General features: G+C 72.7%; 25 protein-coding genes. 9 read left to right on the top strand and 16 right to left on the bottom strand.

Annotated elements, in window-relative coordinates:
• Positions 1-165 precede the first annotated feature (165 nt).
• A complete protein-coding gene (locus tag LCG91_RS11895; protein ID WP_224441483.1) occupies positions 166-1,050 on the top strand; it encodes an aminoglycoside phosphotransferase family protein in 885 nt (294 codons plus the stop codon).
• A 12-nt stretch (positions 1,051-1,062) separates the two neighbouring features.
• On the opposite strand, the gene LCG91_RS11890 is transcribed toward LCG91_RS11895, so the two are convergent.
• Positions 1,063-1,605 (bottom strand): hypothetical protein, encoded by a 543-nt coding sequence (locus LCG91_RS11890; protein WP_058749968.1) that lies wholly within the window; start codon positions 1,603-1,605, stop codon positions 1,063-1,065.
• A 99-nt stretch (positions 1,606-1,704) separates the two neighbouring features.
• Here LCG91_RS11890 and pnuC point away from each other — a divergent pair, with 99 nt between their 5' ends.
• Together pnuC and LCG91_RS11880 are read left to right on the top strand one after the other, a co-directional pair.
• The gene (gene pnuC, locus LCG91_RS11885) at positions 1,705-2,370 is read left to right on the top strand and encodes a nicotinamide riboside transporter PnuC (protein WP_058749967.1); all 666 of its coding nucleotides are present in this window, start codon (positions 1,705-1,707) and stop codon (positions 2,368-2,370) included.
• A gap of 74 nt (positions 2,371-2,444) precedes the next feature.
• On the top strand, positions 2,445-3,077 hold the full coding sequence (locus tag LCG91_RS11880; protein ID WP_152999160.1) for a TetR/AcrR family transcriptional regulator: 633 nt from the start codon (positions 2,445-2,447) through the stop codon (positions 3,075-3,077).
• A gap of 4 nt (positions 3,078-3,081) precedes the next feature.
• Here LCG91_RS11880 and LCG91_RS11875 read toward each other — a convergent pair whose 3' ends face one another.
• From LCG91_RS11875 to LCG91_RS11850, 6 genes are all read right to left on the bottom strand, one after another.
• A complete protein-coding gene (locus tag LCG91_RS11875; RefSeq protein WP_224441482.1) occupies positions 3,082-4,308 on the bottom strand; it encodes an ABC transporter permease in 1,227 nt (408 codons plus the stop codon).
• Positions 4,305-5,270, bottom strand: a complete 966-nt coding sequence (locus LCG91_RS11870) for an ABC transporter ATP-binding protein (protein WP_224441481.1) — start codon at positions 5,268-5,270, stop codon at positions 4,305-4,307. The genes LCG91_RS11875 and LCG91_RS11870 overlap by 4 nt, the downstream gene beginning before the upstream one ends.
• Positions 5,271-5,494: 224 nt before the next feature.
• Entirely contained in the window at positions 5,495-7,156 is a 1,662-nt protein-coding gene (locus LCG91_RS11865; protein WP_058750646.1) for a glycoside hydrolase family 13 protein, read from the bottom strand.
• 71 nt (positions 7,157-7,227) lie between these two features.
• Positions 7,228-8,133 (bottom strand): carbohydrate ABC transporter permease, encoded by a 906-nt coding sequence (locus LCG91_RS11860; RefSeq protein ID WP_058730057.1) that lies wholly within the window; start codon positions 8,131-8,133, stop codon positions 7,228-7,230.
• A complete protein-coding gene (locus LCG91_RS11855) occupies positions 8,133-9,083 on the bottom strand; it encodes a carbohydrate ABC transporter permease (protein WP_224441480.1) in 951 nt (316 codons plus the stop codon). Before LCG91_RS11855 ends, LCG91_RS11860 begins: the two co-directional genes overlap by 1 nt.
• A 10-nt stretch (positions 9,084-9,093) precedes the next feature.
• The gene (locus LCG91_RS11850; RefSeq protein WP_224441479.1) at positions 9,094-10,392 is read right to left on the bottom strand and encodes an ABC transporter substrate-binding protein; all 1,299 of its coding nucleotides are present in this window, start codon (positions 10,390-10,392) and stop codon (positions 9,094-9,096) included.
• Positions 10,393-10,526: 134 nt separating this feature from the next.
• Between LCG91_RS11850 and LCG91_RS11845 the strand changes: the two genes are divergently transcribed.
• Both LCG91_RS11845 and LCG91_RS11840 read left to right on the top strand, forming a co-directional pair.
• Complete coding sequence (locus LCG91_RS11845; protein WP_224441478.1) at positions 10,527-11,726, top strand: ROK family protein; 1,200 nt, start codon at positions 10,527-10,529, stop codon at positions 11,724-11,726.
• Positions 11,727-11,759: 33 nt separating this feature from the next.
• Positions 11,760-12,296: a hypothetical protein gene (locus LCG91_RS11840; RefSeq protein WP_224441477.1), complete on the top strand. Its 537-nt coding sequence runs from the start codon at positions 11,760-11,762 to the stop codon at positions 12,294-12,296.
• Positions 12,297-12,306: 10 nt separating this feature from the next.
• Here LCG91_RS11840 and LCG91_RS11835 read toward each other — a convergent pair whose 3' ends face one another.
• Entirely contained in the window at positions 12,307-13,317 is a 1,011-nt protein-coding gene (locus LCG91_RS11835) for a threonine aldolase family protein (RefSeq protein WP_224441476.1), read from the bottom strand.
• A gap of 59 nt (positions 13,318-13,376) precedes the next feature.
• Between LCG91_RS11835 and LCG91_RS11830 the strand changes: the two genes are divergently transcribed.
• Positions 13,377-14,297 (top strand): metallophosphoesterase, encoded by a 921-nt coding sequence (locus tag LCG91_RS11830; RefSeq protein WP_224441475.1) that lies wholly within the window; start codon positions 13,377-13,379, stop codon positions 14,295-14,297.
• 323 nt (positions 14,298-14,620) lie between these two features.
• Positions 14,621-15,682 carry an NADP-dependent oxidoreductase gene (locus LCG91_RS11825; protein WP_058750638.1) on the top strand — a complete coding sequence of 354 codons (1,062 nt, stop codon included), beginning with the start codon at positions 14,621-14,623 and terminating at the stop codon, positions 15,680-15,682.
• A 108-nt stretch (positions 15,683-15,790) separates the two neighbouring features.
• Here LCG91_RS11825 and LCG91_RS11820 read toward each other — a convergent pair whose 3' ends face one another.
• From LCG91_RS11820 to LCG91_RS11790, 7 genes are all read right to left on the bottom strand, one after another.
• Positions 15,791-16,633: an ABC transporter permease gene (locus LCG91_RS11820; protein WP_224441474.1), complete on the bottom strand. Its 843-nt coding sequence runs from the start codon at positions 16,631-16,633 to the stop codon at positions 15,791-15,793.
• Positions 16,620-17,612, bottom strand: coding sequence for an ABC transporter ATP-binding protein (locus tag LCG91_RS11815; protein ID WP_224441473.1), 993 nt, complete (start codon positions 17,610-17,612; stop codon positions 16,620-16,622). The genes LCG91_RS11820 and LCG91_RS11815 overlap by 14 nt, the downstream gene beginning before the upstream one ends.
• Positions 17,609-18,676, bottom strand: a complete 1,068-nt coding sequence (locus LCG91_RS11810) for a LolA family protein (protein WP_224441472.1) — start codon at positions 18,674-18,676, stop codon at positions 17,609-17,611. The genes LCG91_RS11815 and LCG91_RS11810 overlap by 4 nt, the downstream gene beginning before the upstream one ends.
• A 118-nt stretch (positions 18,677-18,794) precedes the next feature.
• On the bottom strand, positions 18,795-19,280 hold the full coding sequence (locus LCG91_RS11805) for a ribose-5-phosphate isomerase (protein ID WP_224441471.1): 486 nt from the start codon (positions 19,278-19,280) through the stop codon (positions 18,795-18,797).
• Positions 19,277-21,016 carry a dihydroxyacetone kinase family protein gene (locus LCG91_RS11800; RefSeq protein ID WP_224441470.1) on the bottom strand — a complete coding sequence of 580 codons (1,740 nt, stop codon included), beginning with the start codon at positions 21,014-21,016 and terminating at the stop codon, positions 19,277-19,279. The genes LCG91_RS11805 and LCG91_RS11800 overlap by 4 nt, the downstream gene beginning before the upstream one ends.
• Positions 21,017-21,196: 180 nt before the next feature.
• Positions 21,197-22,525, bottom strand: coding sequence for an MFS transporter (locus tag LCG91_RS11795; protein ID WP_224441469.1), 1,329 nt, complete (start codon positions 22,523-22,525; stop codon positions 21,197-21,199).
• Between the two features lie 18 nt (positions 22,526-22,543).
• Entirely contained in the window at positions 22,544-23,719 is a 1,176-nt protein-coding gene (locus LCG91_RS11790; RefSeq protein ID WP_058750632.1) for a zinc-binding dehydrogenase, read from the bottom strand.
• A gap of 142 nt (positions 23,720-23,861) precedes the next feature.
• On the opposite strand from LCG91_RS11790, the gene LCG91_RS11785 reads away from it, so the two are divergent.
• Positions 23,862-24,716: a GolD/DthD family dehydrogenase gene (locus tag LCG91_RS11785; protein WP_224441468.1), complete on the top strand. Its 855-nt coding sequence runs from the start codon at positions 23,862-23,864 to the stop codon at positions 24,714-24,716.
• Positions 24,717-24,769: 53 nt separating this feature from the next.
• Positions 24,770-25,735: a sugar-binding transcriptional regulator gene (locus tag LCG91_RS11780; RefSeq protein WP_058729256.1), complete on the top strand. Its 966-nt coding sequence runs from the start codon at positions 24,770-24,772 to the stop codon at positions 25,733-25,735.
• A gap of 63 nt (positions 25,736-25,798) precedes the next feature.
• Here LCG91_RS11780 and LCG91_RS11775 read toward each other — a convergent pair whose 3' ends face one another.
• Positions 25,799-26,335, bottom strand: coding sequence for a DinB family protein (locus LCG91_RS11775; protein ID WP_224441467.1), 537 nt, complete (start codon positions 26,333-26,335; stop codon positions 25,799-25,801).
• Positions 26,336-26,503: the final 168 nt, after the last annotated feature.

The raw sequence follows: 26,503 nt of genomic DNA, 5'->3' as shown, positions 1-26,503 counted from the left end.
GTCGGGCGGCCCCGTTGCCGCCCGCAACAGACGCTAGACCCGACGGGACGCCGCGGCAGTCGGTGCTGCGGCGGACAAGCGGTGTACCCCGTTCGGGGGTCGCCCGGGAGGCTCGTCCCACCGCCGCCTCGTCGCGCTCGGCCCGGCGGTCGGTACGCTGCGCGCATGTGGCCGACCGAGCAGGGATGGCGTGCGTCCGTCCCGTGCCGGCTCGCCCGCGCGGCCGAGCGCTGGGACCTGCGCCCCGGCGAGCCGTACACCGGCGGCAGCGTCTCGCACGTCGTGCCCGTGCTGTTGCCCGACGGCGGCGATGCCGTGCTCAAGCTGTCCCTCCCGCACCGCGAGGCCGAGCACGAGGCCGCGGCGCTCGCGTGGTGGGACGGCGCCGGAGCTGTCCGCCTGCTCGCCGTGGACCCGGACGACCCCTTCGTGCTGCTGGTCGAGCGCTGCGACCCCGGTACCCGACTCGCAGAGCGCGACGACCTGCCGACCGACGACCGTCTCCGCACTGCGGGCGTCCTGCTCACCCGGCTCTGGGCGGCCGGGGTCCCCGAGGACGCTCCGTTCGCGTCGATCGCCGAGGTCACCACCGGGTGGGCGGCGCTCGCCGAGGACCGGATGCGCGAGCTCGCACCGCCGTTCGACCCCGGACTCGTGCGCCGCGGGACCGACCTGCTCCGAGACCTGCCGAGCACTGCCTCGCGGTCGGTGGTCGTGCACGGCGACGCGAACCCCGGCAACGTGCTCGCGGCCGGGCGGGAGCCGTGGCTCGTCATCGACCCGAAGCCGATGACCGGCGACCCCGCCTACGACCTGTGCCCGTTGCTCGTGCAGGTCGACGACCCGTTCCGCTGCGCCGAGCCCCTGCGGGTCGTCCGCGAGCGCGTCGCCGTGCTCGCGGACGTGACCGGCGAGCCCGCGGACCGGATCGCCGCCTGGTGCACGGCACGGCTGGTCGAGTCGGCGCTGTGGTCGGTGAGCAGGGGAGCGCTCGACGACGGCCTCGACGCGATGGCCCGGGCAGCGGTGGTCGACCGCCTCGCTGGCTGACCGTCGCGTGACTCAGTCGGTCGCGCCCCGCGGCGGATCGACGAGCAGGGCGACCCGGTCGCGCAGGTAGTCGTCCAGCGGCACGGTCGTGCCGGCGGTGGGGGACCAGCGGACGACCGGTTCACCGTCGACCACGGCGAGCACGCCGTCGGCGTCCACGAGCGAGTCGTCGAGCGGGATCGGTACGGCGCCGTGGTTGACGGTGTCGCCCGCGGTGAAGTGCCCCTTCGCCGCGGCGGCCCGGTACGCGCGACGCACCTCGGCCGAGACCGAGACGAACTGCTGGCGCCCGGGGTCCGTGACGCGGGTGATCCGACCGGTCGCCCAGACCCCGCCGGCGGTCTCGGGCGAGGACCCGAGCAGGAGCGCACCGACGCGCCAGACCCGACCGAGAGAGCGGATCGTGGGCTCCCGTCGGATGCCGAGGACAGCCCGCGGCTCGACGTACTCGCCGAGTGCCTCGTCGCGGACCTCGGCGGCCCGGAGGCGGTCCGTGGCGGCGTCGAGGGCGGCACGCGTGCGCTGCACCGCGTCCTTCCCGACCCTGTCCGTCACGCTGCCCGAGCCTAGACCGGTGCGTCACGCGGGGTCTCCTGGCCCGTGGAATGCGCCCGCTGCCCGGACGGTTGCACGGTCTCGGAACGAGGAGGGCCCATGGGCATCGTGCGGTGGCTGTTCGACGCGCAGCTCGTCATCGGCGACCAGACCGTGCTCTGGCGCGAGGTGATCGGCAACGTGTTCGGGCTGCTCAGTGCGCTCGGCGGGATGCGCCGCCGGGTCTGGGCATGGCCGGTGGGGATCCTCGGCAACGCCCTGCTCTTCACGGTCTTCATGGGGGCGCTCTTCGACACCCCGAACCCGGTGAACCTGCTCGGCCAGGCCGGCCGACAGGTCATGTTCATCGTGGTCAGCGTCTACGGGTGGTACCGGTGGACGCACCGCGCGGACGAGGCGACGACCGTCGTCGAGCCGCGGTGGGCCTCCTGGCCGACCCGTGGTCTGCTCGTGCTCGCGCTGGTGGGCGGCACCGCCGTCCTCACCCCGGTGTTCCGCGCCCTCGGGTCGTACGAGCCGGTGTGGAGCGATGCCTGGATCTTCGTCGGGTCGGTGCTGGCGACCTACGGCATGGCCAAGGGATGGGTCGAGTTCTGGCTGATCTGGGTCGCCGTCGACCTGGTCGGCGTGCCGCTGCTCTTCTCGGCGGGGTACTACGCATCCGGCCTGATGTACGTCTTCTACGGCGTCTTCACCCTGACCGGGTTCTTCGTCTGGATGCAGCAGGGGCGCAAGCCCTCGGCCGCTCCGGTGACGGTGGGCTGACCCGAACGACAGGTGTCGGCTGACCCCCGCACTGGGTGGAGACAGCCCGGGTCCCGGTGCGGTGGGATGTCGGGATGGAAGACATGCACGGCAGGCGCGTCGAGGACGACGCGACGCTGGCCGAGCGGATCGTGCGCGGAGCGATCCGCGCCTACCGGTTGCACCCGTTCCACGACGTGGACGCGGCGACGATCGCCGAGACCTGCGGCGTGGACCACGCCGTCGTCGACCGGCTCTTCCCGACCTGGGACGGCCTGCTGCTGGTGGTCTACGACCGCTGGCTGCAGCTCCGCGGCTCCCGTCGCTCGTCGGTGCCGCGGTGCACCCTCGACCACGTGCGGACGACCCTCGCCGAGGACGTCGCCGACCCCGGGCTCGTCCGGCTGCTCGCCGGCGTCCTGCCCCTCGCCGCCTCGGAGCGCGACTTCGCCGGCTTCTTCCGGAAGCGGTTCGAGGAGTACGTCGAGGAGCTGACCGTCGGGCTGCAGCGCGACGTCGACGCGGGCACGGAGGTCATCGGCATCCCCGCGCACCAGGCGGCGACGCAGCTGCTCGCCGTCTACGAAGGGCTGCAGGTGCAGATGCTCGTCCGGCCGTACCTGGACGTCCTGGTCGAGTACGACCGCGCCGTGCACACGCTCCGGCACGGGTGGCGTGAACCCGAGCCCGTGGCCTGGGACCTCGACGCGGCGCTCGTCCGCGGCTAGCGGTTCAGCGGGTCCGGGGCCGCCCCTTCCGCCACCCCGCGATCTGCTTCAGCGTGACCTTCGACCCGTACTGCGCGACCGAGTGACGGAACAGGTACTCGGCGAACCAGAGCAGCAGCGCGGCGACGGCGAACACCTCGACCACGGAGACGACCGACTCGGCGACCGACAGTGAGCCGACCGCGTTCCGCACCATGGCCGTGATCGGCGTGAAGGTCGGGAACCACGTGAAGAACGCCGCGACCGGCGACGAGGGCGTCGTCATCACGAAGAACGCCGCGTAGAGCGGGATGATCAGGGCGAAGATCGCAGCGGACTGCAGCGTCGAGGCGTCCTTGATCGACGGCACGGCGGCGCCGACGGCGACGAAGAGCCCGCAGGCGAGCAGGACCCCGCCGACGAGCAGGAGGGCACCGACGACCATCCGCCACGGGTCGACGGCCAGGCCGCCGAGCCGCGACGCGACCAGGGGCAGCGCCGCCAGCGCCACCGCGAGCCCCGGCACGACGACGACCCCGACCTGCACGAGCCCGACGAGCAGCATGGCGAGGACCTTGCCCCGGATCAGGTCGCCGGCCGTCACGGTCGTCAGGATCATCTCGGAGATCCGGTTCTCCTTCTCCTCGACCACGACCGTCACCATCCGGGTCGCGAGCAGGATCACGATCCCGAAGAACGCGAGCGGGAACAGCAGGGGCGGCACGATCGACAGCCAGCCCGGAGCGACCCGGCCGTCCGCGTAGGTCGTCAGGTCGGTGGACGGCGGCGCCCGGAGGAGCGCGACCGCCTCCTCGTCGCCGACCGAGTCCGCGACGCTGCGCTCGAGCACACCCTCGGCGAGTGTCGAGTACCCGCCGTTCTCGAACAGCCCGCGGTCGGCCGCGATGAGCCGGATGGGTCCGGCCGACGGCTTCGCCGGGTACTCGACGAACAGCGTGAGCGTCCCGGCCCGCACGGCGGCGCGGTCCGCGGCGGGGTCCTCGGAGGGGGAGCCGCCCGACGCGGCGGCCACCGGAGCGGACACCAGGCCGGAGTGGTCGACGTACCGGAACGTGGTCTTCGCGGCCGACGAACTCGACGAGATCGAGTCGGAGCCGGCTGCCTGCCCGATGCCGACGAGCACCGAGACGAGGACGACGACGATCGGCAGCGCGAGCGTGCCGATCCAGAACGCGGGCTTCTTCACCGCGCGGACGAACTCGAAGCGGACGACCGTCCCGAGACGGCTCACGCCGCTGCCCCGCTCGCGGAGTCCCGGACTGCGCTGCGGCCGTCCGCGGACCGGTCCTCGCCGGCGTCGTGGCCGTAGACCTGGACGAAGATCTCGTCGAGCGGGATGCGGCGCATCTCGAACGCAGTGACGTGTGCGCCCGCCGCCACCAGCGCGGCCAGGATGTCCGACCCGTCGACCGCGGCCGCTTCGGTGGGCACCAGGTGTGCGACGTGCCCCTCGTGACGGGCGAGCCGGTACAGCGGGGAGCGGGGGACCGGCCCGGCGAGCTGCACCCGGGCGACTGCGCCACCGAAGGCGTCCTGCACGTCGGGGATGCTGCCGTACGCGGCCGCCCGGCCGTCCTTGAGCAGCAGGATCCGGTCGCAGAGTCGTTCGACCTCGTCCATGTGGTGCGTCACGAGGACCACGGTCGCGCCGTCCGCCCGGCGCTCGTCCACCAGGTCGAGCAGCAGCCGACGGTTCACCGGGTCGAGACCCTTCGTCGGTTCGTCGAGGATGAGCAGGCGCGGGCGGTCCATGATCGTGATCCCGAGCTGCACCTTCTGCTGCTGCCCGCCGGACAGCTTGTCGACCCGGAGCTTCGCGCGGTCCGCGAGTCCGACGCGAGCCAGGTACTCGGTGCTCCACGCGGTCGCCTCGGGTCGGCGCAGCCCGCGGAGCATGCCGAAGTAGGTCATGACGTCGAGCACGGACTCCTTGCGGTAGAGCCCGCGTTCCTCGGGCAGGTAGCCGATGCCGCCGGTCGCAGGACGGTACGGTGCGCCGTCGATGTGCAGCGTCCCGGAGGTCGGTGTCGTGATGCCGAGGAGCGCACGGATCGTGGTCGTCTTGCCGGAGCCGTTGCTGCCGAGCAGCCCGAACGTCTCGCCGGGGGCGACGTCGAACGACAGCCCGTCGACGACGTCCCGGTCGCCGAACCGCATGACGAAGTCCCGCACGCTGATGGCTGCACCGCTCATGGTGCCGACCCTACCGACCGACACCGCGAGTTCAGCGCGCCCGTTCCTTCCCATAACGACTGCGATGGAAAGCGAGAACGGGCGTACCTGGTCGAACGGTTCGACCAGGTACGCCCGTTCCGGCCAGGTACGCCCGGTTCCGCCAGGCACGCGGGGTGACCTCCTGACGGACTGGAGGCGCGGTGCCTGCCCGCACCGCGCCTCCAGACCGCCGCCGGGCTGCGTCAGGAACGCAACCAGGCGGTCCCCACACCCGACAGGGCACCGTCTGCCACCGGCGCGGAGGCGAGCAGCAGCTCGCCGGCGGGGAGTGCGTACGGCTCGTCGCCGAACACCGTGACGCTCGTCCAGCCGTTCGGCCGGCGGAACGCGAGCACGTCGTCGCGGCCGGTCTCGAGCCACTCGAGGTGCTCCTCGGACTGGAGCTGACCGCGCAGGCCCAGGGCCTTCCGGTACAGGTTCAGCGTCGAGTCGGGGTCGGCGTCCTCGGCCTCGACCGAGGAGTCGGCGAACCACGCCGGCTGCGGCAGGTGCGAGCCGCCGTCGCCGAACCCGAAGCTCTCGCCGGTCCTGGTCCACGGGATCGGGACACGGCAGCCGTCACGGCCGACGTCGATCCCGGGGTTCCGGAAGAACGCGGGGTCCTGACGGTCGGCGTCCGGGATGTCGCCCACCTCGTGCAGGCCGAGCTCCTCGCCCTGGTACAGGTACGCCGAACCCGGCAGGGCGAGCTCGAGGAGCGTCGCGGCCCGGGCACGCCGGAGGCCGAGCGCGCGGTCGAGCGCGGCCTGGTCGCCGCCGGCGAGCAGCCACGCGGCGCCCTGCTTCTGCTCGTCGCCGTTCCGGGCGGGGAGTGCGTAGCGGGTGGCGTGCCGGACGACGTCGTGGTTCGAGAACACCCACGTGGTCGACGAGCCGGACTGCTCGGCGAGGCCGAGGTTGAACTCGATGATCGTGCGGAACTGCTGCGCGTCGAAGTCGGCCTCGAGCAGGTCGAAGTTGAACGCCTGTCCGAGTCCCTCGGCGCTGGCGTACCGCGCGCGACGGTCGGCGGCGACCCACGCCTCGGCGACGGCGGTCCGGGCCGGGGTGTACTCCTCGAACACCTTCCGCCACTCGGCGTAGATCTCGTGCACGTCGTCGCGGTCCCACAGGATGTGCGACCCGTCCTTCGGCGACGCGAGGACCTCGGCCCACGTCGGCAGCTCACCCTCGGGCAGGTCCTTCGCCAGACCGTGCGCGACGTCGATGCGGAAGCCGTCGACCCCGCGGTCGGACCAGAAGCGCAGCGTGTGCAGGAAGTCGTCGCGGACCTCGCGGTTCGCCCAGTTCAGGTCGGGCTGCTCCTTCGCGAAGTTGTGCAGGTACCACTGGCCGTCGCCCACGGCGGTCCAGGCCGGGCCACCGAAGATCGACACCCAGTCGGCCGGGGCATCGGACCCGTCGGGGCCGGTGCCGTCGCGGAAGACGTAGCGGTCCCGCGCGGGGCTGCCCTTCGGTGATGCCAGTGCCTCGCGGAACCACTCGTGCCGATCGCTCGTGTGGTTCGGGACGATGTCGACGATCACCCGGATGCCGGCGCCGTGCAGGGCCTCGACCATCTCGTCGAAGTCGGCGAGGGTGCCCAGGCGCGGGTCGACGTCCCGGTAGTCGTCGACGTCGTAGCCGCCGTCGGCCAGGGCGGACGGGTAGAAGGGGCTGAGCCAGACGGCCTCGATGCCGAGGGAAGCGAGGTACGGCACGCGCGAGGTCACTCCGCGCAGGTCGCCGATGCCGTCGCCGTCCGCGTCGGCGAACGAGCGCGGGTACACCTGGTAGACGCTCGCCTGGCGCCACCAGGTCTCGGCGTCGGTGGAGGCAGCGGGCTGGACGAGCGTGTCGGTCACGACGGGCCTTTCGTTGTCGTTGGTGGTGGTGGTCGTGTCGGGCGTCGCGGCCGCGTGCGTGGTCTCGGCGCTCACTTGATCGCGCCCTGCGTCACGCCCGCCATCACCCATCGCTGGGTGACGAGGTAGACGATGATCGCCGGGGCCATCGCCATGAGGTACGAGGCGAACGACACGTTGTAGTTGTTGCTGAACTGCGTCTGGAACATCTGCTGCAGCACCGGCAGGGTCTGCAGCGCCGGGTCGGAGGTGATCAGCGACGGCATCACGAAGTCGTTCCAGGACGCGAGGAACGCGAAGATGCCGACGGTGGCGCTCATCGGTGCGAGGAGCGGGAACACCAGTCGCCAGAACACCTGCCCCGTGCTCGCACCGTCGATGCGTGCACTCTCCTCCAGCTCGGCCGGGATCGACCGCAGGAACGCGGTGAAGAGCAGCACGCTGAACGACAGCTGGAACATGACGTGCAGGATCGCGACGCCGATCGGGTTGTCCAGCCCGGCGAGTCCGGTGAGCTTGACCTGCGACAGCGCGAGCACCGGGAACGGCAGGAACATCGCGGCGAGCAGGTAGAAGAACGACCAGCGGAAGAACCTGCGCTCCCAGTTCCGGGCGATCGCGTAGGCGGTGAACGAGGCGAGCAGGATCGTGCCGACGACCGTGATGGCCGCGATGAGCACGGAGACGCCGAACGCCCGCGGGAAGTCCGTGAGCTCCCAGGCCTGCACGAACCCGTCGACGCTGAACGGTGCCGGCAGCGAGAAGGCGTTGCCGTCCACTGCCTGCGACGTCGTCTTGAACGCCATCGTCACGGTGACGTACAGCGGGACGAGGACGGACAGCGTGCACAGTGCGAGGACGATCGTGACCGGCCAGTTGAACCGCTCGCCGCGACGTCCGGCCGTGCGGTCGGCGTCGACGGACCGGATGCTGCCGGTTGCCGTCGTGCCCGGGCGGAGGGGTGCTTGCATGGTCATCAGAGCGCTGCCTTCCCGCGGGTCGCCCGCAGCTGGATCACGGCGATGACCACGGCGATCACGAAGAAGATCGTCGCGTTCGCCATCTGGTACGCGTAGTCGCCGCCGCTGAAGCCCTTGAAGATCGACATCGCAACGCTGGTCGTCGAGGTGCCGGGGCCGCCGTCGGTCAGGCCGACGATGATGTCGTACGAGTTCAGGAAGTTCTTGAACCCGATCACCAGGTTGATGAGGATGTAGCCCGCCGTCAGCGGTGCGGTGATCGAGACGAGCTGCCGCCACGCACTGGCGCCGTCGAGCGACGCGGCCTCGTACACCTCGCCGGGGATCGACAGGACGCCGGCGATGTAGATGAGGAGCGTCGACGGGATCGCCTGCCACGCGGTCACGATCACGATCGCGACCCACGCCAGGTCGGGGTCCGCCAGGATGCTCTGCTCGAGCGGGGCGAAGCCCACCGCGGTCGCGAGCGCCGGCAGGCTGTTCGCGAACAGGAACGAGAACACGTAGGCGATGACGATGCCGGAGATCACCATCGGCAGGACGAACACGGCGCGGAGCGCGATCTTGCCGCGGATCTTCGACGTCAGCGCGATCGCCAGCAGGAACGCCACGGCGTTCACCAGGAGCACGGTGACGAGCGAGAAGCCGATCGTGAACAGGTACGCCTGCAGGATCGCGGGGTCGGAGAACACCGCGACGTAGTTCGTCAGGCCGGTGAACCGGAACTCGCCGAAGCCGACGGAGTTCGTGAAGCTCAGCACGATGCCCATCACGGCGGGGAGCGTGATCGCGAGCGTGAAGAGCACGAGCGTGGGGACGAGGAACACGAGGAAGAGCGGGTCGACGCGCTTCCCGCGTCCGCGGCTGCCGGCCTGGAGGCGCGGTGCGGCGCCGCCCCGTCGGCGGCGGTCCGCCGTCGTGATCGATTCTGTGGTCGTGGTGGCCAAGGTCGTCTCCTTACGCGGCCGACCGGAGCGCGAGCCGCGCCCAGTCGCCGTCGAGGGTGCGGAGTTGCGGTTCGGGCGCACCGCCGAAGGCGATGGACTGCAGGTAGTTCGCCACCGGGATCTCGGCGGGGATGAGCTGCGAGGCGCCGAGGTAGAACGCGGCGCGGTCGTACGAGTCCTGCATGCCGCGGAGTGCGGGGTTCGACACCGGCGGGGAGTCCTTGCGGACACCGAAGCCGTTGTTGTCGGCGTTGTACTGGTCGCTGATCGCCGGGCTCATCAGGAACGACAGGAACTCGCGGGCGGCCTCCTGCTTGCGGGAGGCCTCCGGGATCCAGAGCCCGAGGTCGACGTTGACGCGCACCTTGTTGTCGGCGGGGTCGTCGGTCGCGGGGAACGGGAAGGTGCCGAGGTCCATGTCGGGGTTCGTCTTCGCGATCTCGCCGAGCGCCCACGGGCCCTGCAGGTACATCGCTGCCTTCCCCTGCGCGAACGCGAGGTTGCCGTCGCCGTAGCCCCGGCTGGCCGCACCCTTCTGGTGCCACTGCAGCAGGTCCACCATCCGTCCGACCGGCGCCGCGAAGTCCTTCTCGAACGACACCTTCGAGCCCCGGCCGACCGATGTGCCCTCGCGGTCGAGTGCCGTGAAGGTCGCCGGGACGTCCAGCATGCCGCCGACCGAGTAGTCGAACATGCCCTGGGCGATCGTCCAGTTGTCCTTGTACGTGCCGTACATCGGCGTGATGCCGGCCTTCGTCAGCCGCTCGCACACGTCGGTGAACGCGCTCCACGTCGTCGGGACCTCGAGGCCCTGCTGCGCGAACAGCTGCTTGTCGTAGATGACGGACGCCGCGGTGACCGAGTAGGGCAGGACGCTCGTCCGGCCCGGGTAGTCCGCGGTCTGCCCCATCAGCGGCCACAGGTCGGGGTTGATCGTGTCCTTCTCGGGCATGTCGGACAGGTCCGTCAGGGCCCCGTGCTCGACGAAGGACACCATCGCGTAGTTGTAGTTCAGGCACCCGAGGTCCGGCGGTCGGTTCCGGACGAAGTTCGCGGACATGTTCGACGTGGAGTCGCGGATGACCCGGATCTTCGACTGGCTGTCGTGGAACTTCGCGATGACGTCGTCGAAGTACCCGATGACCTCGGGCTTCGACACGTAGAAGGTGATGGTCTCGGGTCGGCTGCTCGATCCTCCGAGCGGGGCGCAGCCGGCGAGTGCCAGCCCCGCGCCGATGCCGCCCGCACCGAGCAGGAACCCGCGGCGGGTGACCCCGGCCGTGCTCCTGGTGGTGGCGTGTGCTTGCACGTCGTCTCCGTCCGTCCGGACCCGGCGTCCCTGCCGTTCCGGCTCGCGTGCCGGCGTCGGTGTCGGCTCGCAGGAGTAAATCTACCCAGAAAATCTAATCGCGCAAGCAACTGTCGCCGCGGTAGGGTCGGCGCATGCCACAGCGCCGTGTGACCCCCCGCGCGACCAGCGCCGAGACGGTCCTGGCGTACGCCCTCGACCCGCTGTCCGGCGCCTTCACGGCGACCGAGGCGATCGAGGCGACGGGGCTCACCCGCTCGACGGTGCTCGCGGCGTGCACGGAACTCGTCCGGCTCGGCTGGTTGCGTGACCTCGACGACGCCCGGGCCGCGGGGGAGTACCGGAAGGGCCGCCCCGCCCGCCGCTACGAGCTCGTCGCGGACGCCGGGGTCGTCGTCGGTGTCGACGCGGGGCAGCACCGCGTCACGGCGCTCGTGGCCGACCTCCGGGGCACGGTGCTCGCCAGGACCGAGGGTGCGCTCGGGGAGTCCGGCCTCGACGTGCCGGTCCGGTTGCGGGTGACGACCGAGACGATCGCGGCAGCGCTCGCCGCGGCCGACGTCGACCCGGCCCGCGTGCTCGTGACGGTCGTCGGCATCCCGGCACCCGTCGACGCCGTCGGCGCCTCGCCCCGCGACGGCGGGTTCTGGGACAGCATGAACCCGGGCTTCGCCGACGTGGTGGCCCACGGCGTCGTCGTGGTGGAGAACGACGCGAACGCCGCCGCGCTGGCCGAACGGCCGTCCTCCGGGGACGCCTCCTTCGCCGCCCTGCTGTCCGGTGAGCGCTTCGGCGCCGGTCTGGTCGTCGACGGGGTGCTGCTCCGCGGTGCCCGAGGCGGCGCGGGAGAGCTCCGCGTGCTCGACCTCGTCGACGGGGTGTCCTCGTCGAACGGCATCGGTCGCACCGCCCGCGAGCTCGTCCGCGACGCCAGGGCCGAGGGGCGGATCGACCCGTCGTCCCTGCTCGGCGGCGACGAGGAGCCCGGGGCCGAGGCGGTGTTCGCCGCTGCGGCCCTGCTCGACCCGGTGGCGCTCGAGGTCGTCGACCGCCTGGGCGACCGTCTCGCCCGGGTCTGTGTCCTGCTCGCGAGCCTGCTCGACATCGACCGCGTCGTCGTCGCCGGAGCGATCGCGGACGCCGCAGCGCCGGTGATCGACCGTGCGCGCGAACACCTGGCGACGGGGGAGTACGACCCGACACCCGAGGTCGTGGCGTCCCGGCTCGGTGGCGACGTCGTCGTGCTCGGAGCCGTCGCCCGCGCGCTCGACCTCGTGCACGCCGACCCCCTGGCGTTCCCGCTCCCCGCGGTGCGCTCGTCGATCGCTGTCTGAGCGGCCTCCGGGACCTCCTGGCACGCTGGGGCGGTGCGCTCCCCGACCCGCCGCTCGACGGTCCCGGCAACGATCCTGACGATGGTGGTGACGGGGCTCGTCTTCGGCGTCGGGTGGTTCGTCGGTCTCCCGCTGGTCGAGCCCGAGCTCCACGGGCCGCAGCTCGCGATCGGAGCCGTCGTCGGCGGCCTGTCCTTCGGTGTTCTGTTCGGCGGCTGGCTCGTCCGCCAGCGTCGAGCCGCCGGACCTGCGTCGGCGGACCGCTCGTTCCGTCGTGCGCTGCGCACGGGTGTCCTGCCGCCGGGCGTCGACACGGTCGCCTGGCGCCGGTCGGTCGAACACCGCCGCGCGGTCACCCTGCGGCAGCAGCGGTACGGACCTCTCGTGTTCGGTGCCGGGACGGTGCTGTACGTGGCGTTGGCGCTGACCCAGGATCCGCTCTGGTGGCTCGCCGCGGCGGTGTTCGTCGGGTTCCTCGTGGCCGCGCTCGTCCAGACACCGAGGCTCCTGCGCACCACCTCGGCCCTGCTCGACGAACTCGACCGCCGCGAGCCACACCCCGTCACCTGACGGTCGGACCTCAGCGCGGGAGCGCCGCCAGGACCTCGGCGGCGCGGGCGGCCTGCTCGGCGCTGACGTCCAGGTGCGTCACGAGGCGGACACTGCGCGGCCCGAGCTGCATCACCCGGACGCCCCGGTCGGCGGCAGCGCGCACGAACGCCGCCGGGTCGGACACGTCGGCGAACACGATGTTCGTGTCGACGGTCTCCGGGTCGACGTCGAGCGCCGCCGCGAGCACCCGGGCGTTCGCGTGGTCCTCGGCGAGGCGGTCGACGTGGTTCCGGAGCGCGTACCGGCCTGCGGCGGCCAGGAAGCCCGTCTGTCGCATGCCGCCGCCGTACCGCTTCCGCCAGACCCGCGCCGCGTCGACGTGGTCGCGGGAGCCGACGAGCACCGACCCCACCGGCGCGCCGAGCCCCTTCGACAGGCAGACCGACACGGTGTCGAAGCCGGCTGCGAGCTCGCGGAGCGCCATACCCGACGCCACGTGCGCGTTCCAGAGGCGGGCGCCGTCGAGGTGCACCGCGATCCCGTGCTCCCGCGCGAAGGCCTGTACGGCGCGGACCTCGTCGGCCGGCTGCACGGTCCCGCCGCCGAAGTTGTGCGTGTTCTCGACCGCGATCGCCGTCGTCGAGACGCTGTAGGCCCCGGCGTTCGGCTCCGCCACCTCGGCGACCGCCGCCGCGACGAGCCGTCCGCGCTCCGAGGGCCAGGTGCGGGTCGTGATGCCCGAGAACACCGCCGCAGCGCCGAGCTCGGCGCGGACGACGTGTGCGCGGACGTCGGCGAGCAGTTCCTCGCCCGGAGCGACGTGCAGCCGCAGGCCGAGCTGGTTCGCCATCGAACCGGTCGGGGTGAAGAGCCCGGCCTCGTGCCCGAGCAGGTCGGCGACCTCGCGCTCGAGTGCGTTCGTCTCCGGGTCCTCGCCGAAGACGTCGTCACCGACCTCGGCCTCGGCCATCGCCCGGCGCATCGCGGGCGTGGGGCGGGTGACGGTGTCGGAGCGCAGGTCGATCGGGGCATCGGTCACCAGGCAACGCTAACCCGCCGTCCAGATCCCGGATCACCACCGCGGCTACCGTGAGCCGCATGCAGCCGCCAGCAGCCGGGACCCTCCGCATCCTCCACCTCTCCGACACGCACCTGACCGGTGACGGTGCCCTGCACCAGGGATCCGTCGACACGACGGCGGCACTCGACGCGGTGCTGGCGCACGTCGACGGCGTGCCGGGGGTCGGCCTGGTCGTCGTCTCCGGTGACGTCTCCGAGGACGGCAGCCCCGAGTCCTACCGCACCGCCCGCGAGCGCATCGGCGCCTGGGCCGAGCGACACGGCGCGGCGCTCGTCCTGGTGCCCGGCAACCACGACCTCCGCGAGGGGTTCCGCCAGGTCCTCGCGAACGGCCACGTCCTGGGCGAGGGCGGCGCCCCGCTCGCGCACACCATGGAGTACACGCCGCCGTCCGTGCCGGTCTCCGGTCAGTCGGTCGTCGCCGGCTTCCGGGTCGTGACGATCGACACGAGCGTCCCCGGCGCGGGCTACGGCGCGCTCAGCGAGACCGCGCTCGACCGGCTCCGCACGGCCCTGACCGGCGAGCCCGTCCCGCACGGCACGGTCGTCGTGCTCCACCACCCGCCGGTGCCCTCGCCGACGCTCCTGCACGAGGCCCTCCGCCTGCAGGACCCCGACGACCTCGCGGAGCTGCTCGACGGCTCCGACGTCCGGGTCGTCCTCGGCGGGCACCAGCACCACCACGCCGTCGGGTCGCTGGCCGGGGTCCCGGTGCTGGTCGCCCCCGGGGTCGCGAACGACACCGACGTGGTCGGCCCGTACGACGAGGAATCAGCGCACGTCGCGCACGGCGCGCTCATCGTCGACGTCGGTCCGGACGGTTCGGTCTGGTCGACGCCGGTGCGCGTACCGGACCCGGACCGCGACGTGCTCGCCTTCGCGCTCGACGCCGGGACGGTCGCGCGGATCGCGGAGCAGGCCGGACCCGCCGCGCGCTGACCGCGCGCGACCCCGGGGCGGTCCGCACGGTCGCGTTGCACCGCCCGGCGCGGTGGACGCACCGACCGTCGGACGGGAGGCACAGCGCCCGCCCGCCCCGCGCCTCCCGTCCGACGACGGCGCGCGTCCGATCCGAACCAGGTTGCCGACACCGAACCACGTGCCGGGGCTGGTTCCGTGTCGCCTCCGTGGTTCGACGCGTCACCGTGCCAGCAGCGCGGCGCGGTGCGCCGTGCGCAGCCGACCGGCCGGTACCCCTCGCTCACGGACACCGCTCCGTCGGCGCGAGTACACCGGAGCCATGACCACGGAAGGAGTCAGTCATGCGCATCGGTAGTGCCGTGCAGTACGACCGGTACGGCGGGTTCGACGTCGTCGACCTCGTCCCGCAGGAACGTCCAGAACCCGGCCCCGGCGACGTCGTCGTCGAGGTCGTCGCCGCCGGTCTCAACCACGTCGAGCGGTTCCTCCGCGAGGGGAAGCTGCGCGACCACATCGACCTCGAGTTCCCGGCGCACCAGGGCGTCGACTTCGCGGGCATCGTCCGCGCGCGCGGCGCCGAGGTCCGTGACCTCAAGGTCGGCGACGAGGTCATGGGACACGCCCCGGAGGGCGGTGCCCACGCGACGTGGGTCCGCGTGCCCCGCGGTGCCGTCGTGAAGAAGCCGGAGCACGTCGGGTGGGAGGTCGCAGGTGGCCTGTACCTGGCCGGCGCGACCGCTGCGACGATCGTGCGGAACCTGCGCCTCGGGCCGGACGACACCGTCGTGATCTCGGCCGCGGCCGGTGGCGTCGGGCACATCGAGTGCCAGCTCGCGCACGACGCCGGTGCGACCGTGATCGCGCTCGGCAGCCCGCGGAACCACGACTACCTGCGGCAGATCGGCACCCTGCCCGTCGCGTACGGCGACGGCGAGGAGGACCGCATCCGCGAGATGGCGGCCGGTCGGCCGATCACCGCGTTCATCGACAACCACGGCGGTGGCGGTGCCGCGGACCTGGCCTCGCGGCTCGGTGTGCCGTCGGAGCGACTCGTGACCTCCGAGCACCGCCGCGACGTCGAGATCCGGTTCCTGCGCGCCCCGGCCGACGACGAGGAGGCCCGTGACCTGCTGACGCTGCTCGCGAAGGCCGTCCAGGACCGTCGCGTGCAGGTGCTCATCTCGGGCTTCTACCCGTTCGAGTACATCGTCGACGCGTACGAGGACCTGGCCGAGATGCGGTCCCGCGGCAAGGTCGTCATCGGCATGCAGACCGTCGAGACCGGAGCCCGGCTCGACTGGTACCGCTCGGAGAAGGCCCGCGACCTGCGCGACCGGTACGCCGACCAGCGCGGTGCGGACACGGAGACGATGGCGGGCGGGTCGGCGAGCCCGAAGGCCTGAGCCGCAGCGAGCGGGCCCGGTCTCCTGCGGGAGGCCGGGCCCGATCCGTGCGTGGGCGTACCGGTCGACGCTCGCTGAGCCGTCGGCCGGCGGTCGGTCAGCGATCGGTCAGCTCAGGACGTCCTTGGTGGCGAACCGTCCGTACGCCAGCGCGCCGAACACCGCGACGTACCCCAGCTGCAGCACCGCGTTCGACCCGAACGAGTCGAACGAGATCGGGTCGCGGAGCAGGTCCCCGAACCCGAGCCAGCGGTGCGAGAACAGGAACGGGTGCAACCAGTCGAGCTGCGGGAGCTGGTCGAGCACCTGCGACACCCCGGCGAGCACGACCGTCGCGGCCATCGCCCCGACCGGCACCGTGGTCAGCGTCGAGGCGAACAGCCCGATCGCGGCCAGTCCGAGCATCGACAGGGTCACGTACAGCGCCAGGAGCACCGCGCGGCCGGCGTACGACCAGCCACCGACCTGCGTCCCCGACAACAGGGTGACCGGCCCGATCGGGAAGAGCATCGCGCCCACCGCCGCGCCGACGAGCACGACGAGGAGCGTCGCGGCCAGGCAGAACGCCACGGCGCCCGCGTACTTGACGAGCACGAAGCGCAGCCGCCCGGTCGGCGCCACCAGCAGGTAGCGGATCGTCCCGTGGGACGCCTCGCCGGCGACGGTGTCACCCGACACCACTCCGACGGCGAGCGGCAGGAACAGCGGGATCGACACGGTCAGGGCGGTGAAGGCGACGAAGAGTCCGTTGTTCGTGATGTCGCCGAGGAACGCCGGGCCGCCCGAGCTGCCGTCGGTCGTCAGGCGGACGGCGATCGCGATGAGCACCGGCACCAGGGCGAGCGCGCCGAGCATCGCCCAGGTCCGTCGACGGCGGAACACCAGGGCGAGTTCGGAGCCGAGCAGGGCGAACGGTCGCCTGGGCCGGTGTGCGGTGTCAAGCTGCGACATCGAAGCCCTCCCCGGTGAGCGCGACGAACAGGTCCTCGAGGGTGCCACCGCCGAGCGCGATGCCACGGACGCGGACGTCGGCACGGACGAGCGCCGCCGTGACGGTCTCCGGCTCGAGGTCGGCGGGCAGGTCCGCGACGAGGGCGTCCGAGCCGGCGTCGCGCCGGGGGGAGAGCCCGATCCGGACGAGGACCGCGGAGGCCTCGCCGACGTCCGGGGTCCGTACGGTGACGGTCCGGCCACCGGTGGCGCGCAGGTCGTCGAGGGACCCCTGCGCCACGATGCGTCCGCTCCGCATCACGGCGGCGTGCGTGCAGACCTGCTCGATCTCGGCGAGCAGGTGGCTCGACACGAACACCGTGGTGCCGTCGTCGGCGAGCGAGCGGATGAGGTTCCGGACCTCGCGCGTGCCCTGCGGGTCGAGACCGTTCGTCGGCTCGTCGAGCACGAGCAGGTCGCGCGGCGCGAGCAGGGCGTTCGCCAGCCCCAGGCGCTGCTTCATGCCGAGCGAGTAGGCGTGTGCCTTCTTGTCCGCGGCGTGGGTGAGCCCCACGCGTTCGAGGGCGGCCGCGACGCGGTCCCGACGGGTGCGCGGGTCGGAGCTCGGGTCGGCGGCGTCGAACCGCTGCAGGTTCGCGCGTCCGGACAGGTACGGGTACGCGGCCGGGCCCTCGACGAGCGCGCCGACACGGGGGAGGACCTCCTGCAGGGCGCCGGGGACCGGCCGACCGAGCACCTCGATCGTGCCGCTCGTCGCCGAGGACAGTCCGAGGAGCATGCGGATCGTGGTGGTCTTGCCCGAGCCGTTCGGGCCGAGGAACCCGAAGACCGATCCGCGTGGCACGGCCAGGTCGATGCCGTCGACGGCCCGCTGCTTCCGGAAGACCTTGACGAGCCCGTCGGTGCGGACTGCGAGCTCCGACGACGCGTCGGCCGGCTGCCGCCGCGCTGTCTCGCCCGGCTGCGGTGCTGCCGTCACTTCGCGGCGGCGACCAGCGCGGACACCGGCACGGCACCGGCGAGCACCCGGCCGTCCTCCGTCAGGTACACCGAGACGAGCGACGTCTGCAGCGCCCGGCCGCCGTCGACCGGCTTCGTCAGCTGGTCGAGGAGTGCCGATGCGTCAGGGTCCCGGGTCGTCCGGGCGGAGTCACCGGTCGGCAGCTCGACGATGCTGTCCCAGCCGGACCCGGTCACCGTCGGCCGGACACCGGCACCCTGTGACTGCCCGTGCTGGCTCGGTCGGTGCTGACCCGCGTCGGAGAGGTCCTCCGTCGTGACGTCCGCGCCGGCCGGCGGCGTGAAGTCGAACAGTCGGGCGTCGGGTGCGCCGTAGTCGAGGCTCGTGAAGCCGACCTGGAACGCCGGGTCGTCCTGCCCGGCCGCCGTCACCGTGACGCGGAGCGGGAGCCCGGTCTGCTGGTCCACCGCCAGCCGGACGCTGCCGACCAGCGTGTCGTCGGACCTCGGCGTCAGGGTGACCTGCCACGCGTCGTGACCGGCGACGCGGACCGTCGTCGGCTCGGAGACCCGGGTGCTCGGTGTGATCGCCGCGACCGCACGCTCGGCGGCCTGCGCCGGCGTGGTCGCGCCGGCCGTGGGGGCATCGGAACCGGCGGGGAGCGTGAGGTGCACGGCCTTGCGCTCCTCCGAGTCCCACGTCCACACGTCGGACCCGTTCCGGACGACGTCCTGCTCGGCGAGCTGCTGCGTCAGCTGGAAGCGCTGTTCGTCCTCGCCGCCGACGTACAGGCGCGCGGTGTGCGATGCGGTGAGCAGTCCGAGGACGTCGGACGCACCACCCTCGAGCGAGGACCCACCGCTGCCCGAGGGGAGTTCCGGCAGGCCGAGGTCGCTCGTCTGCGAGAGCGTGCCCGAGTACTGCGCGTCCCGGGACGCCCCGATGCTCGCGAGCACGTCCGCCGCGCTCGGGTCCGTGCCGGCGACCGGGTCAGCGGCGGCGTTCGCGATGACGGGCGCGGCGATCGCTCCGGCCACGACGACCGGGGCGATCGCGGCGGGCAGCCAGGCTGACTTCTTCATCGGGTCCCCTTCGGTGGTGCGGTGGGTGCACGAGCGGCGTCACCGTGGAGCGTCGGGTGCGCGAGCACCGTACGTCGCGCACCCGACAGCGCGCTGGGGATCCGCGGACCCAGCGCCCTCATGCCCTCCCGACGTCGGTACCGACCGGCACCGAGCCGTCGTAGCCGCAGATCGCCGCGACCTTCTCGGCGCTCGCGCTCGTCGAGTCGAACTCGTACCCGAGCCACTCCTTCGCCAGGCGCCGTGCGAGCTCGAGCCCGATCACGCGCTGCCCCATGCAGAGCACCTGCGCGTCGTTCGACAGCACGGAGCGCTCGACGCTGAACGAGTCGTGCGCGGTGACGGCTCGGATGCCGGGGACCTTGTTCGCGCTGATCGCCACCCCGAGCCCGGTGCCGCAGACCAGGATCGCGCGGTCCGCCTCGCCGTCCGCCACCATCCGCGCCGCGTCCACCGCCACGTGCGGGTACGCCGTGTGGCCGTCGGCGTCGACCCCGACGTCGACGACGCTCGCCACGCGGTCGTCCGCCTCGAGGTCACGCTTGATGACCTCCTTGTAGTCGAAGCCCGCGTCGTCCGAGCCCACCACCAACCGGTACGTCATGCGTCCACTCCTTCGCGTCGTGCGCGGACCGCGAGCACCTCGCCGATCCGCGTGAGGACCATCCCCATCGAGGTGGCGCCCGCGTCGGGCGTCCCCACGCTCTTCTCGGCCAGCGGCCGGGCACGCCCGACCCTCGGCCGCAGGTCCGCCGTGGCCGCCGCCTGCTCGACCGCGACCCCGGCCGCCGCCTGCCACGCCTCCGCCGTGTCGGCGCCCTCGTCGACTCGGGACCGCAGCTCGTCGACGAACGGCAGCAGGGCGTCGAGCAGGGTCTTGTCACCGCGGGACGCGCCACCGAGGTGGACGATCGAGTCCGCGAAGGCCTGGGCGGCGGCGGCGACGTCGGACGCGTCCACGTGCTCGGTGTCGTCGCCGAGCGCACGGCCGAACGCTTCGAGTGCCGCACCCCACAGCACACCGGACGTGCCGCCGGCCGACGCGGCCCACGCCTCACCGGCACGGCCGAGGACGAAGGCGACCCCGGCCTCCCGGTCGGTCTGCTCGACGGCGCGACGGGCCGCAGCGATGCCCTTCACCATGCCGCGACCGTGGTCGCCGTCACCGGCGACCGCGTCGATGCGGCCCAGCGTCTCCTCCTGCTCGCGGAGCAGGACGTCCATCGCCTCGACGGCGGCGCGGGCGGTCTCGGCGGCCCGCCGGGAGGCACCGGTCGCCTCCGGCACGACCGTCGCCTCGGCTGCGGCCTCGGTGACGGCCGCGGCCGGCACGAGCGCGGCGACCGGGGCGGCGACCTTGCGGTACGCCGGCGTGTAGGCATCGGCGCGCCAGTACCGTTCGAGCTCGTCGTCGAGGAACTGCAGCGTCAGCGAGCAGCCGCCCATGTCGAGGCTCGTGACCAGTTCGCCGACCTCGGGCTCGACGACCTCGAGCCCCGCGTCCTCGAGGAGGGGCAGCACCCGGCCCCAGAGCAGGAAGAGCTCCTCGTACTTCGTGTCGCCCAGGCCGTTGAGGATCGGCGCCACCCGCGGTCCGGCGCCCTCGGGTCGTTCGGCCAGCAGACGCTCGACGAGCAGCGCGGCGAGGTCCCGCGCCGGCAGCACCGGGACGTCCTGGATGCCGGGTTCGCCGTGGATGCCGAGCCCGAGCCCGAGGTGGCGGTCGGGGACCGAGAAGAGCGGCTCGGTGGCGCCGGGCATGGTGCAGCCGGAGAACGCGACGCCGATCGTGCGGGTGGCGGCGTTCGCGGCGGTGCCGACGCGCTCGACCTCGTCCAGGTCCGCGCCGGCGGCCGCGGCCGCACCCATCGCCTTGAACACCGAGAAGTCGCCGGCGATGCCGCGACGCTTCGTGACCTCGTCCGCGCTCGCCACGTCGTCGGTCACGACGACGATCCGGGTGTCGATGCCCTCGGCGCGGAGCCGCTCGGCGGCGAGCCCGAAGTTCATGGTGTCACCGGCGTAGTTGCCGAAGGACAGCACGACGCCGCGGCCCTGGTCGGCGGCCTTGGCGACCGAGTAGACCTGCGCCGCCGAGGGTGAGGTGAAGACGTTGCCGACGACGGCACCGGTGGCGAAGCCCGGACCGACGACGCCGCAGAACGCGGGGTAGTGCCCGGAGCCGCCGCCGACGACGACGCCGACCTGGCGCTCGGCGCCCTCCGTCGGGAGTGCGACGACGCCGCCGTGCACGCCGCGGACACGGTCGGCGTACAGGGCGAGCCAGCCGGCGAGCTGGTCCTCGGCGAAGTCCTCGGGGTCGTCGTGGATGGTGGTCATGGGGTTCGTTCCTGTCGTGCGGTGGACCGGGGTCCGGTGGATGGGGTCAGGATCGGGTCGGACGACCGGATGCGTCGGTCGGGTCGGAGGGGTCGCGCGTGCCGGTGAGGGGGTGTGCGCGTCGGGGGGACCGGGCGGCGGTGGGACGGCCACCGCCGCCCGGGGTCGGGTCGACGTGCCTCAGCGGGTGCCGCGGTGCGGGCGCCCCTGCGGCACGTCGAGGAAGTGGATCATCACGAACGCGCAGGCGTAGAGGCCGACGAACGTCCACGTGACCGCCTGGCCGCCGCCGCCGAGCGCGAAGACCGCTGCGACGACGCCGGTGCCGAGGAACGCCGCGCCGCCGGCGGCCGTGGTGTACATCGCCATCGCGGCACCCTTGTGCTCCGGAGCGAGCGCCGGCATGATCGCGCCCATCGGGACGAAGCCCGCGAGCAGGCACCCGAACACGCAGCCGGCCACGACCGAGAGCACGTAGCCCCAGTCCGACCCGGCGGGCACCAGCTGCGGCACGTACCACCAGGCCACGAGCCCGGTCGCGGAGCCGACGATGCCGAACCACTTGACGGTGCGCTGCCAGCCGATGCGGTCGCCGACCCAGCCGAACAGGGCGTTCACCAGGATGTTCGTCGCGTAGACGCAGACGGTCATGAGCAGCCAGCGGCTCTGGCCCCAGCCGCGGTCGTTCGCGATCACGGCGGGCAGCACGACGAACATGCCGAACTCGGGTGCGGTGTTGATGAGGCGGACGAGGAAGCCCATCAGGATCTTCGGTCGCGTCGCGGTGAGGCGGATGCCGCTCGTCAGGACCCGCCAGGCGCTCTCCCCTGCCGGCGCGATCCGCGAGAAGCCGTTCGGCAGGCGGACGCCGAGCAGCATGATGAGGAACCCGGCGACCACGAGGCCGATCGAGGCGATCATCGCGCCCGTCTCACCGATCGTCCCGCCACCGAACACCGGGATGGCCCCGATGGCGAACAGGGAGCCGAGCGTCGGCAGGCCACCGGTGAAGGCGACGTAGAACCACCCCACCGCTGCGCCGTTGCGCTCGACCGGCGTGGTGATGTTCACCCAGACCAGGAAGGCGAACGCGAAGAGCGGGTAGCCGAAGCCGCGCAGGGCGTAGGCGACGGCGGCGAAGGGCACGCTCTCGACGTTCAGCGCCAGCAGGAACAGCACCTCGAAGACCACCCAGACGGCGAACCCGAGGATCATCACCCGGCGCGGCCCGATCAGGTCGGAGAGGGCGCCGGAGACGTAGCTGCCGATCAGGGCGGCGAGGCTGTAGAACGTCACGATCGTGGCGACGGTGGCCTCGGGGCTACCGAGGACCGCGACCATGTGCGGCGTGATGAAGTTCGACTCGACGCCGTTGCCCGTCATGAAGACGAGCACGGCGACGAAGCCGAGGGCGAGCGGACGGGGGATGCCCATCCGGTCGAGTCGACCCTCGGGGCGGGCGGCGGTGGTCGTGGGCGCGGTGGTGGTGCGCGCGGTCGTCGTCGACATCGCGGGGCTCCTCGGCGCTCAGGCCCGCGCGGCGGACGCGGTCGGGGCGGACGTGGTTGGCGCCGAGAGCGACGGGATGATCGACACCTTCACCGACGCGCCAGCGGAGTCGCCCACCAGGTCGAGGGCCTGCTGGAAGTCCTCGAGCGGGAACTGGTGCGTGCAGATCTCGTCCATCGGCAGCGTGCCCGACTCGAGCAGCTTGATCGCCGCCGGCCAGGTGTGCGGGCCGAGGTGGGCGCCCCGGACGTCGAGCTCCTTGTCGTCGGAGATGATCGACCAGTCGACCGAGACGGCGTCCTTGAAGACCGAGTACTCGACGAACGTGCCGAGCTTGCGGAGCAGGTTCAGGCCCTGGGGCACCGCGGAGGGGTGACCGGTCGCCTCGATGTAGACGTCGGCGCCGTAGCCGTCGGTGAGTTCCTTGACCCGGGCGACGGCGTCCTCCTGCGCGATGTTGATCGTCAGGTCGGCACCGACCTTGCGGGCGAGCGCGAGCTTGTCGTCGACGACGTCGAGCGCGATGATCCGCAGCGGGTTCTTCTGGCGGGCACCGGCGATGGCGGACAGGCCGATCGGGCCGGCGCCGGCGATCACCACGGTGTCGCCGAACCTGATCTCGCCGCGCTCGACGGCGTGGAAGGCGCAGGAGAGCGGCTCGGCGAAGGCGGCGACCTGGCCCGGCAGCGCGCGGTCGACCGGATGGGTCAGGGCCTTCGCCGGGACGAGCACGTACTCGGCCATCGCACCGTCGAAGCCCTTGAACCCGAACATGTCGTGGACGGCGCACATCCAGTAGGCACCTTCGAGGCAGTACCGGCACTCCCAGCACGGGACGATCTGCTCGCACGCGATCCGGTCGCCGAGCGTCACACCGCGCTTCGCGAGTGCGGCGTCGTCACCGGCGACGATCGTCCCGACGAACTCGTGGCCGGGGATCCGGTCGGCCTCCGCCCACGCCGGCCGGTTCTCGTCGCCCCAGAACTTCGCGGCGCCGTGGTAGCACTTCAGGTCGCTCGCGCAGATGCCGACGGCGTCGGTGCGGAGCAGCAGTTCGCCCGGGCCGGGCTGCGGCACCGGACGTTCCTCGAGTCGGTAGTCACCGGGCCCGTGCACCACGACGGCGCGCATCGTGGTCGGGATCTCGAGGTGCGCGTCACCCTGCGCCGGGGTCTCGGTCGTCGTCGTCGACATGTGCTGGTCCTCCGTTGGTCAGCCGGGCGGGGCGCCCGTTCCGATGGTTCGGCGACGACTGTACACCCGTCGGAACAGATGTCCAGAACACAATTTCTGCTATCGTTCCCACACCACATCGATCCATCGCAAGGGAGCGACCATGACCGACGCCGTCGACAGCGCCACCGCCACAGGCACCGGCACCGCCACCGCGACCGACTTCGCCGCGGCACTGCGACCCGGCCCCGGGACCGTCGACCTGACGAACGACCTGACCGGCCGGACCGCGGTCGTGACGGGCGGCGCGTCCGGCATCGGGAACGCCATCGCGCACGCCTTCGCCTCCCGCGGTGCCCGCGTCGCCATCGTCGACGTCCGTGCGGACCCCTCGGCGGCCGCCGCCGCCGAGCTGCCCGCCGTCACGGCCGGGGAGCACCTCGGCCTCGCGTGCGACGTCAGCGACGACGGCTCCGTCGCGGCCGCGGTCCAGCAGGTCGTCGACGCCGCGGGCTCGATCGACGTGCTCGTGAACTGCGCGGGCATCGTCGCGCTCGACGCCGCCGAGGACCTCGACGCCGGGGCGTGGGGGCGCACCCTCGACGTCAACCTGACGGGCACCTTCCGGCTCGCGCAGGCCGTCGGGCGGCACATGCTCGCCGCCGGCACCGGGCGCATCGTGAACATCGCGTCGCAGGCGGCCCACGTCGGCCTCGACCGGCACGCCGCGTACTGCGCGTCGAAGGCCGGCGTCCTCGGTCTGACCCGTGTGCTCGCGCTCGAGTGGGGCGGGCGCGGGGTCACGGTCAACACGGTCTCGCCGACGGTCGTGCTCACCGACCTGGGTCGTGCGGCCTGGGCGAACGCGGCGGGCATCCGGCACCAGGACGAGATCCCGACCGGCCGCTTCGCGACCCCCGCCGAGATCGCCGCCGCGGTGCTGTTCCTGGCGAGCGACGGTGCCGCGATGGTGAACGGCGCCGACCTCCGCGTGGACGGCGGGTTCACGATCCGGTGACCCTCGGTCGGACTACGATCCGAGTGTCCGACCGATCCGAAGGGTGCCGCAGCATGTCGTCCGAGAGCACCACCGGCGCCGAGGGGTCGCGGGCCCGTTTCCCGCTGGACACCGTCTACCAGGCGGCCCGGATGTACTACCTCGAGGACGCCACCCAGGTCGAGATCGCCTCGCGCCTCGGGGTCTCACGCCCCACGGTCAGCCGACTGGTCGCCGAGGCGCGCCGCGCCGGCCTCGTCCGGATCGACGTCGTGGACCCCTTCCAGGACGAGACCGTCGCGCTCGCCGAACGGCTGCAGGTCGTGCTCGGGCTGCGCGCCGTGCACCTGGCGGCCGTGACGCACCAGGCGACGCTCGGCGCCGACCTGGCCGCCCCGATCGCGACCGCTGTCGAGGGGATGGGGCTCACCCCGGGTGACGCGGTCCTGGTGTCGTCCGGCCGGACGGTCTACGACGTCGCGCAGACCGGGATGCCGCAGCTCGCGGGCGTGCAGCTCGTCCCCACCGTCGGCGGGCAGGCGGACCCGATGCCGTGGTTCCAGACGAACGAGATCACCCGGACGGCCGCCGAGCACTCCGGCGCGATCCCGGCGTTCCTGTTCGCGCAGGCCCTGCCGTCGGCCGCCATGCGGGCATCGCTCGACGAGGACCCCGCCTTCCAGCACGTCGTCGGCCTGTGGGGGCGGGCGAAGGGTGCGATCCTGGGCGTCGGCGCACCGACCCCCACACGCGATGCGCTCGCGCGGGGGATCCCGGTCGAGGACGCGGTGTTCGACCAGGCCGCCGGTGACGTCTGTCTCAACTTCTTCGCCGCCGACGGGTCGCCGATCGAGTTCCCCGGCAGCGAGCGCATGGTCCGGACCTCGCGCGAGGTGCTCGCGGGCGTCCCGCACGCGGTCGGCGTCGCCGTCGGGTCGGCGAAGGTGCCGAGCATCATCGGCGCCGTCCGTGCCGGCATGATCAACGAGCTGGTGACCGACGCCGCGACCGCGCGCGCCCTGCTCGACGCACTCGCCTGAGTCGCGAGGCGACCAGGGGCGGACGGGAGGCGCGGTGCGGGCCGGCACCGCGCCTCCCGTCCGTCACCCCGTGCGGTGGGCGGTCCGGCGCACGTCCCACAGGTGGTGCACCGGGTCGTGCGCGTAGTAGGTCGCGAGGGTCGTGACCGTGAAGGCGCTGCCGTCCGAGCGTCGCCCCGTCCGTCCGACGGCGCCGTCGGGGACGGCGGCGAAGGCGGCCGCCGCGTCACGGGCCGCATCGGTGAGCTCCCGGGCGACGACCGCCGGGTCCTGCTCGCCGTAGCGGTCCTGGACGGCGGTGGCGTCCTGGTCCCAGTTCGGGAAGGCCGGGTCGTCCTCGGCGAGCACGAGCCGGAGCCGTTCCGTCATCTTCCGGTGGACGTCGCGGACGTGCGCGCCGTACTCCAGTGGCGACCACGTGCGGTCGTCGGGGCGCTGCCGGACGTCCGGACGGGCCAGCTGCTCCGGCCACGCGGCGGCGTTCTCGGCGATGACCGACGGGACGTCGCGGAACGCCAGGGTCGCCCCGTCGAAGCCGCAGTCGGGGCACGCGGTCCCGATCACCCAGGTCCAGTTCTTCGTGTCCGGTTCGATCGCCACGGGGCAGACGTTACCGCCTCGTGACCTCCGGGCCGATCGGCACCGTCGTGCCGATCGGGCGTGACCCCCGTCCGGGTGACACGCCGGTACCTGTGAATCCCCGGCCAGTGACATGTCGGTCGCTCGGTACCGTTGCTGGCTGTTCCGGGCCGGTACCGATCGGCCCGT

Origin of the sequence: Curtobacterium sp. TXMA1 (assembly GCF_020162095.1) — a bacterium.
Taxonomy (GTDB): Bacteria; Actinomycetota; Actinomycetes; order Actinomycetales; family Microbacteriaceae; genus Curtobacterium.
Note: the sequence above shows the minus strand (reverse complement) of the source record. Positions and strands in the feature narration are given on the sequence as shown.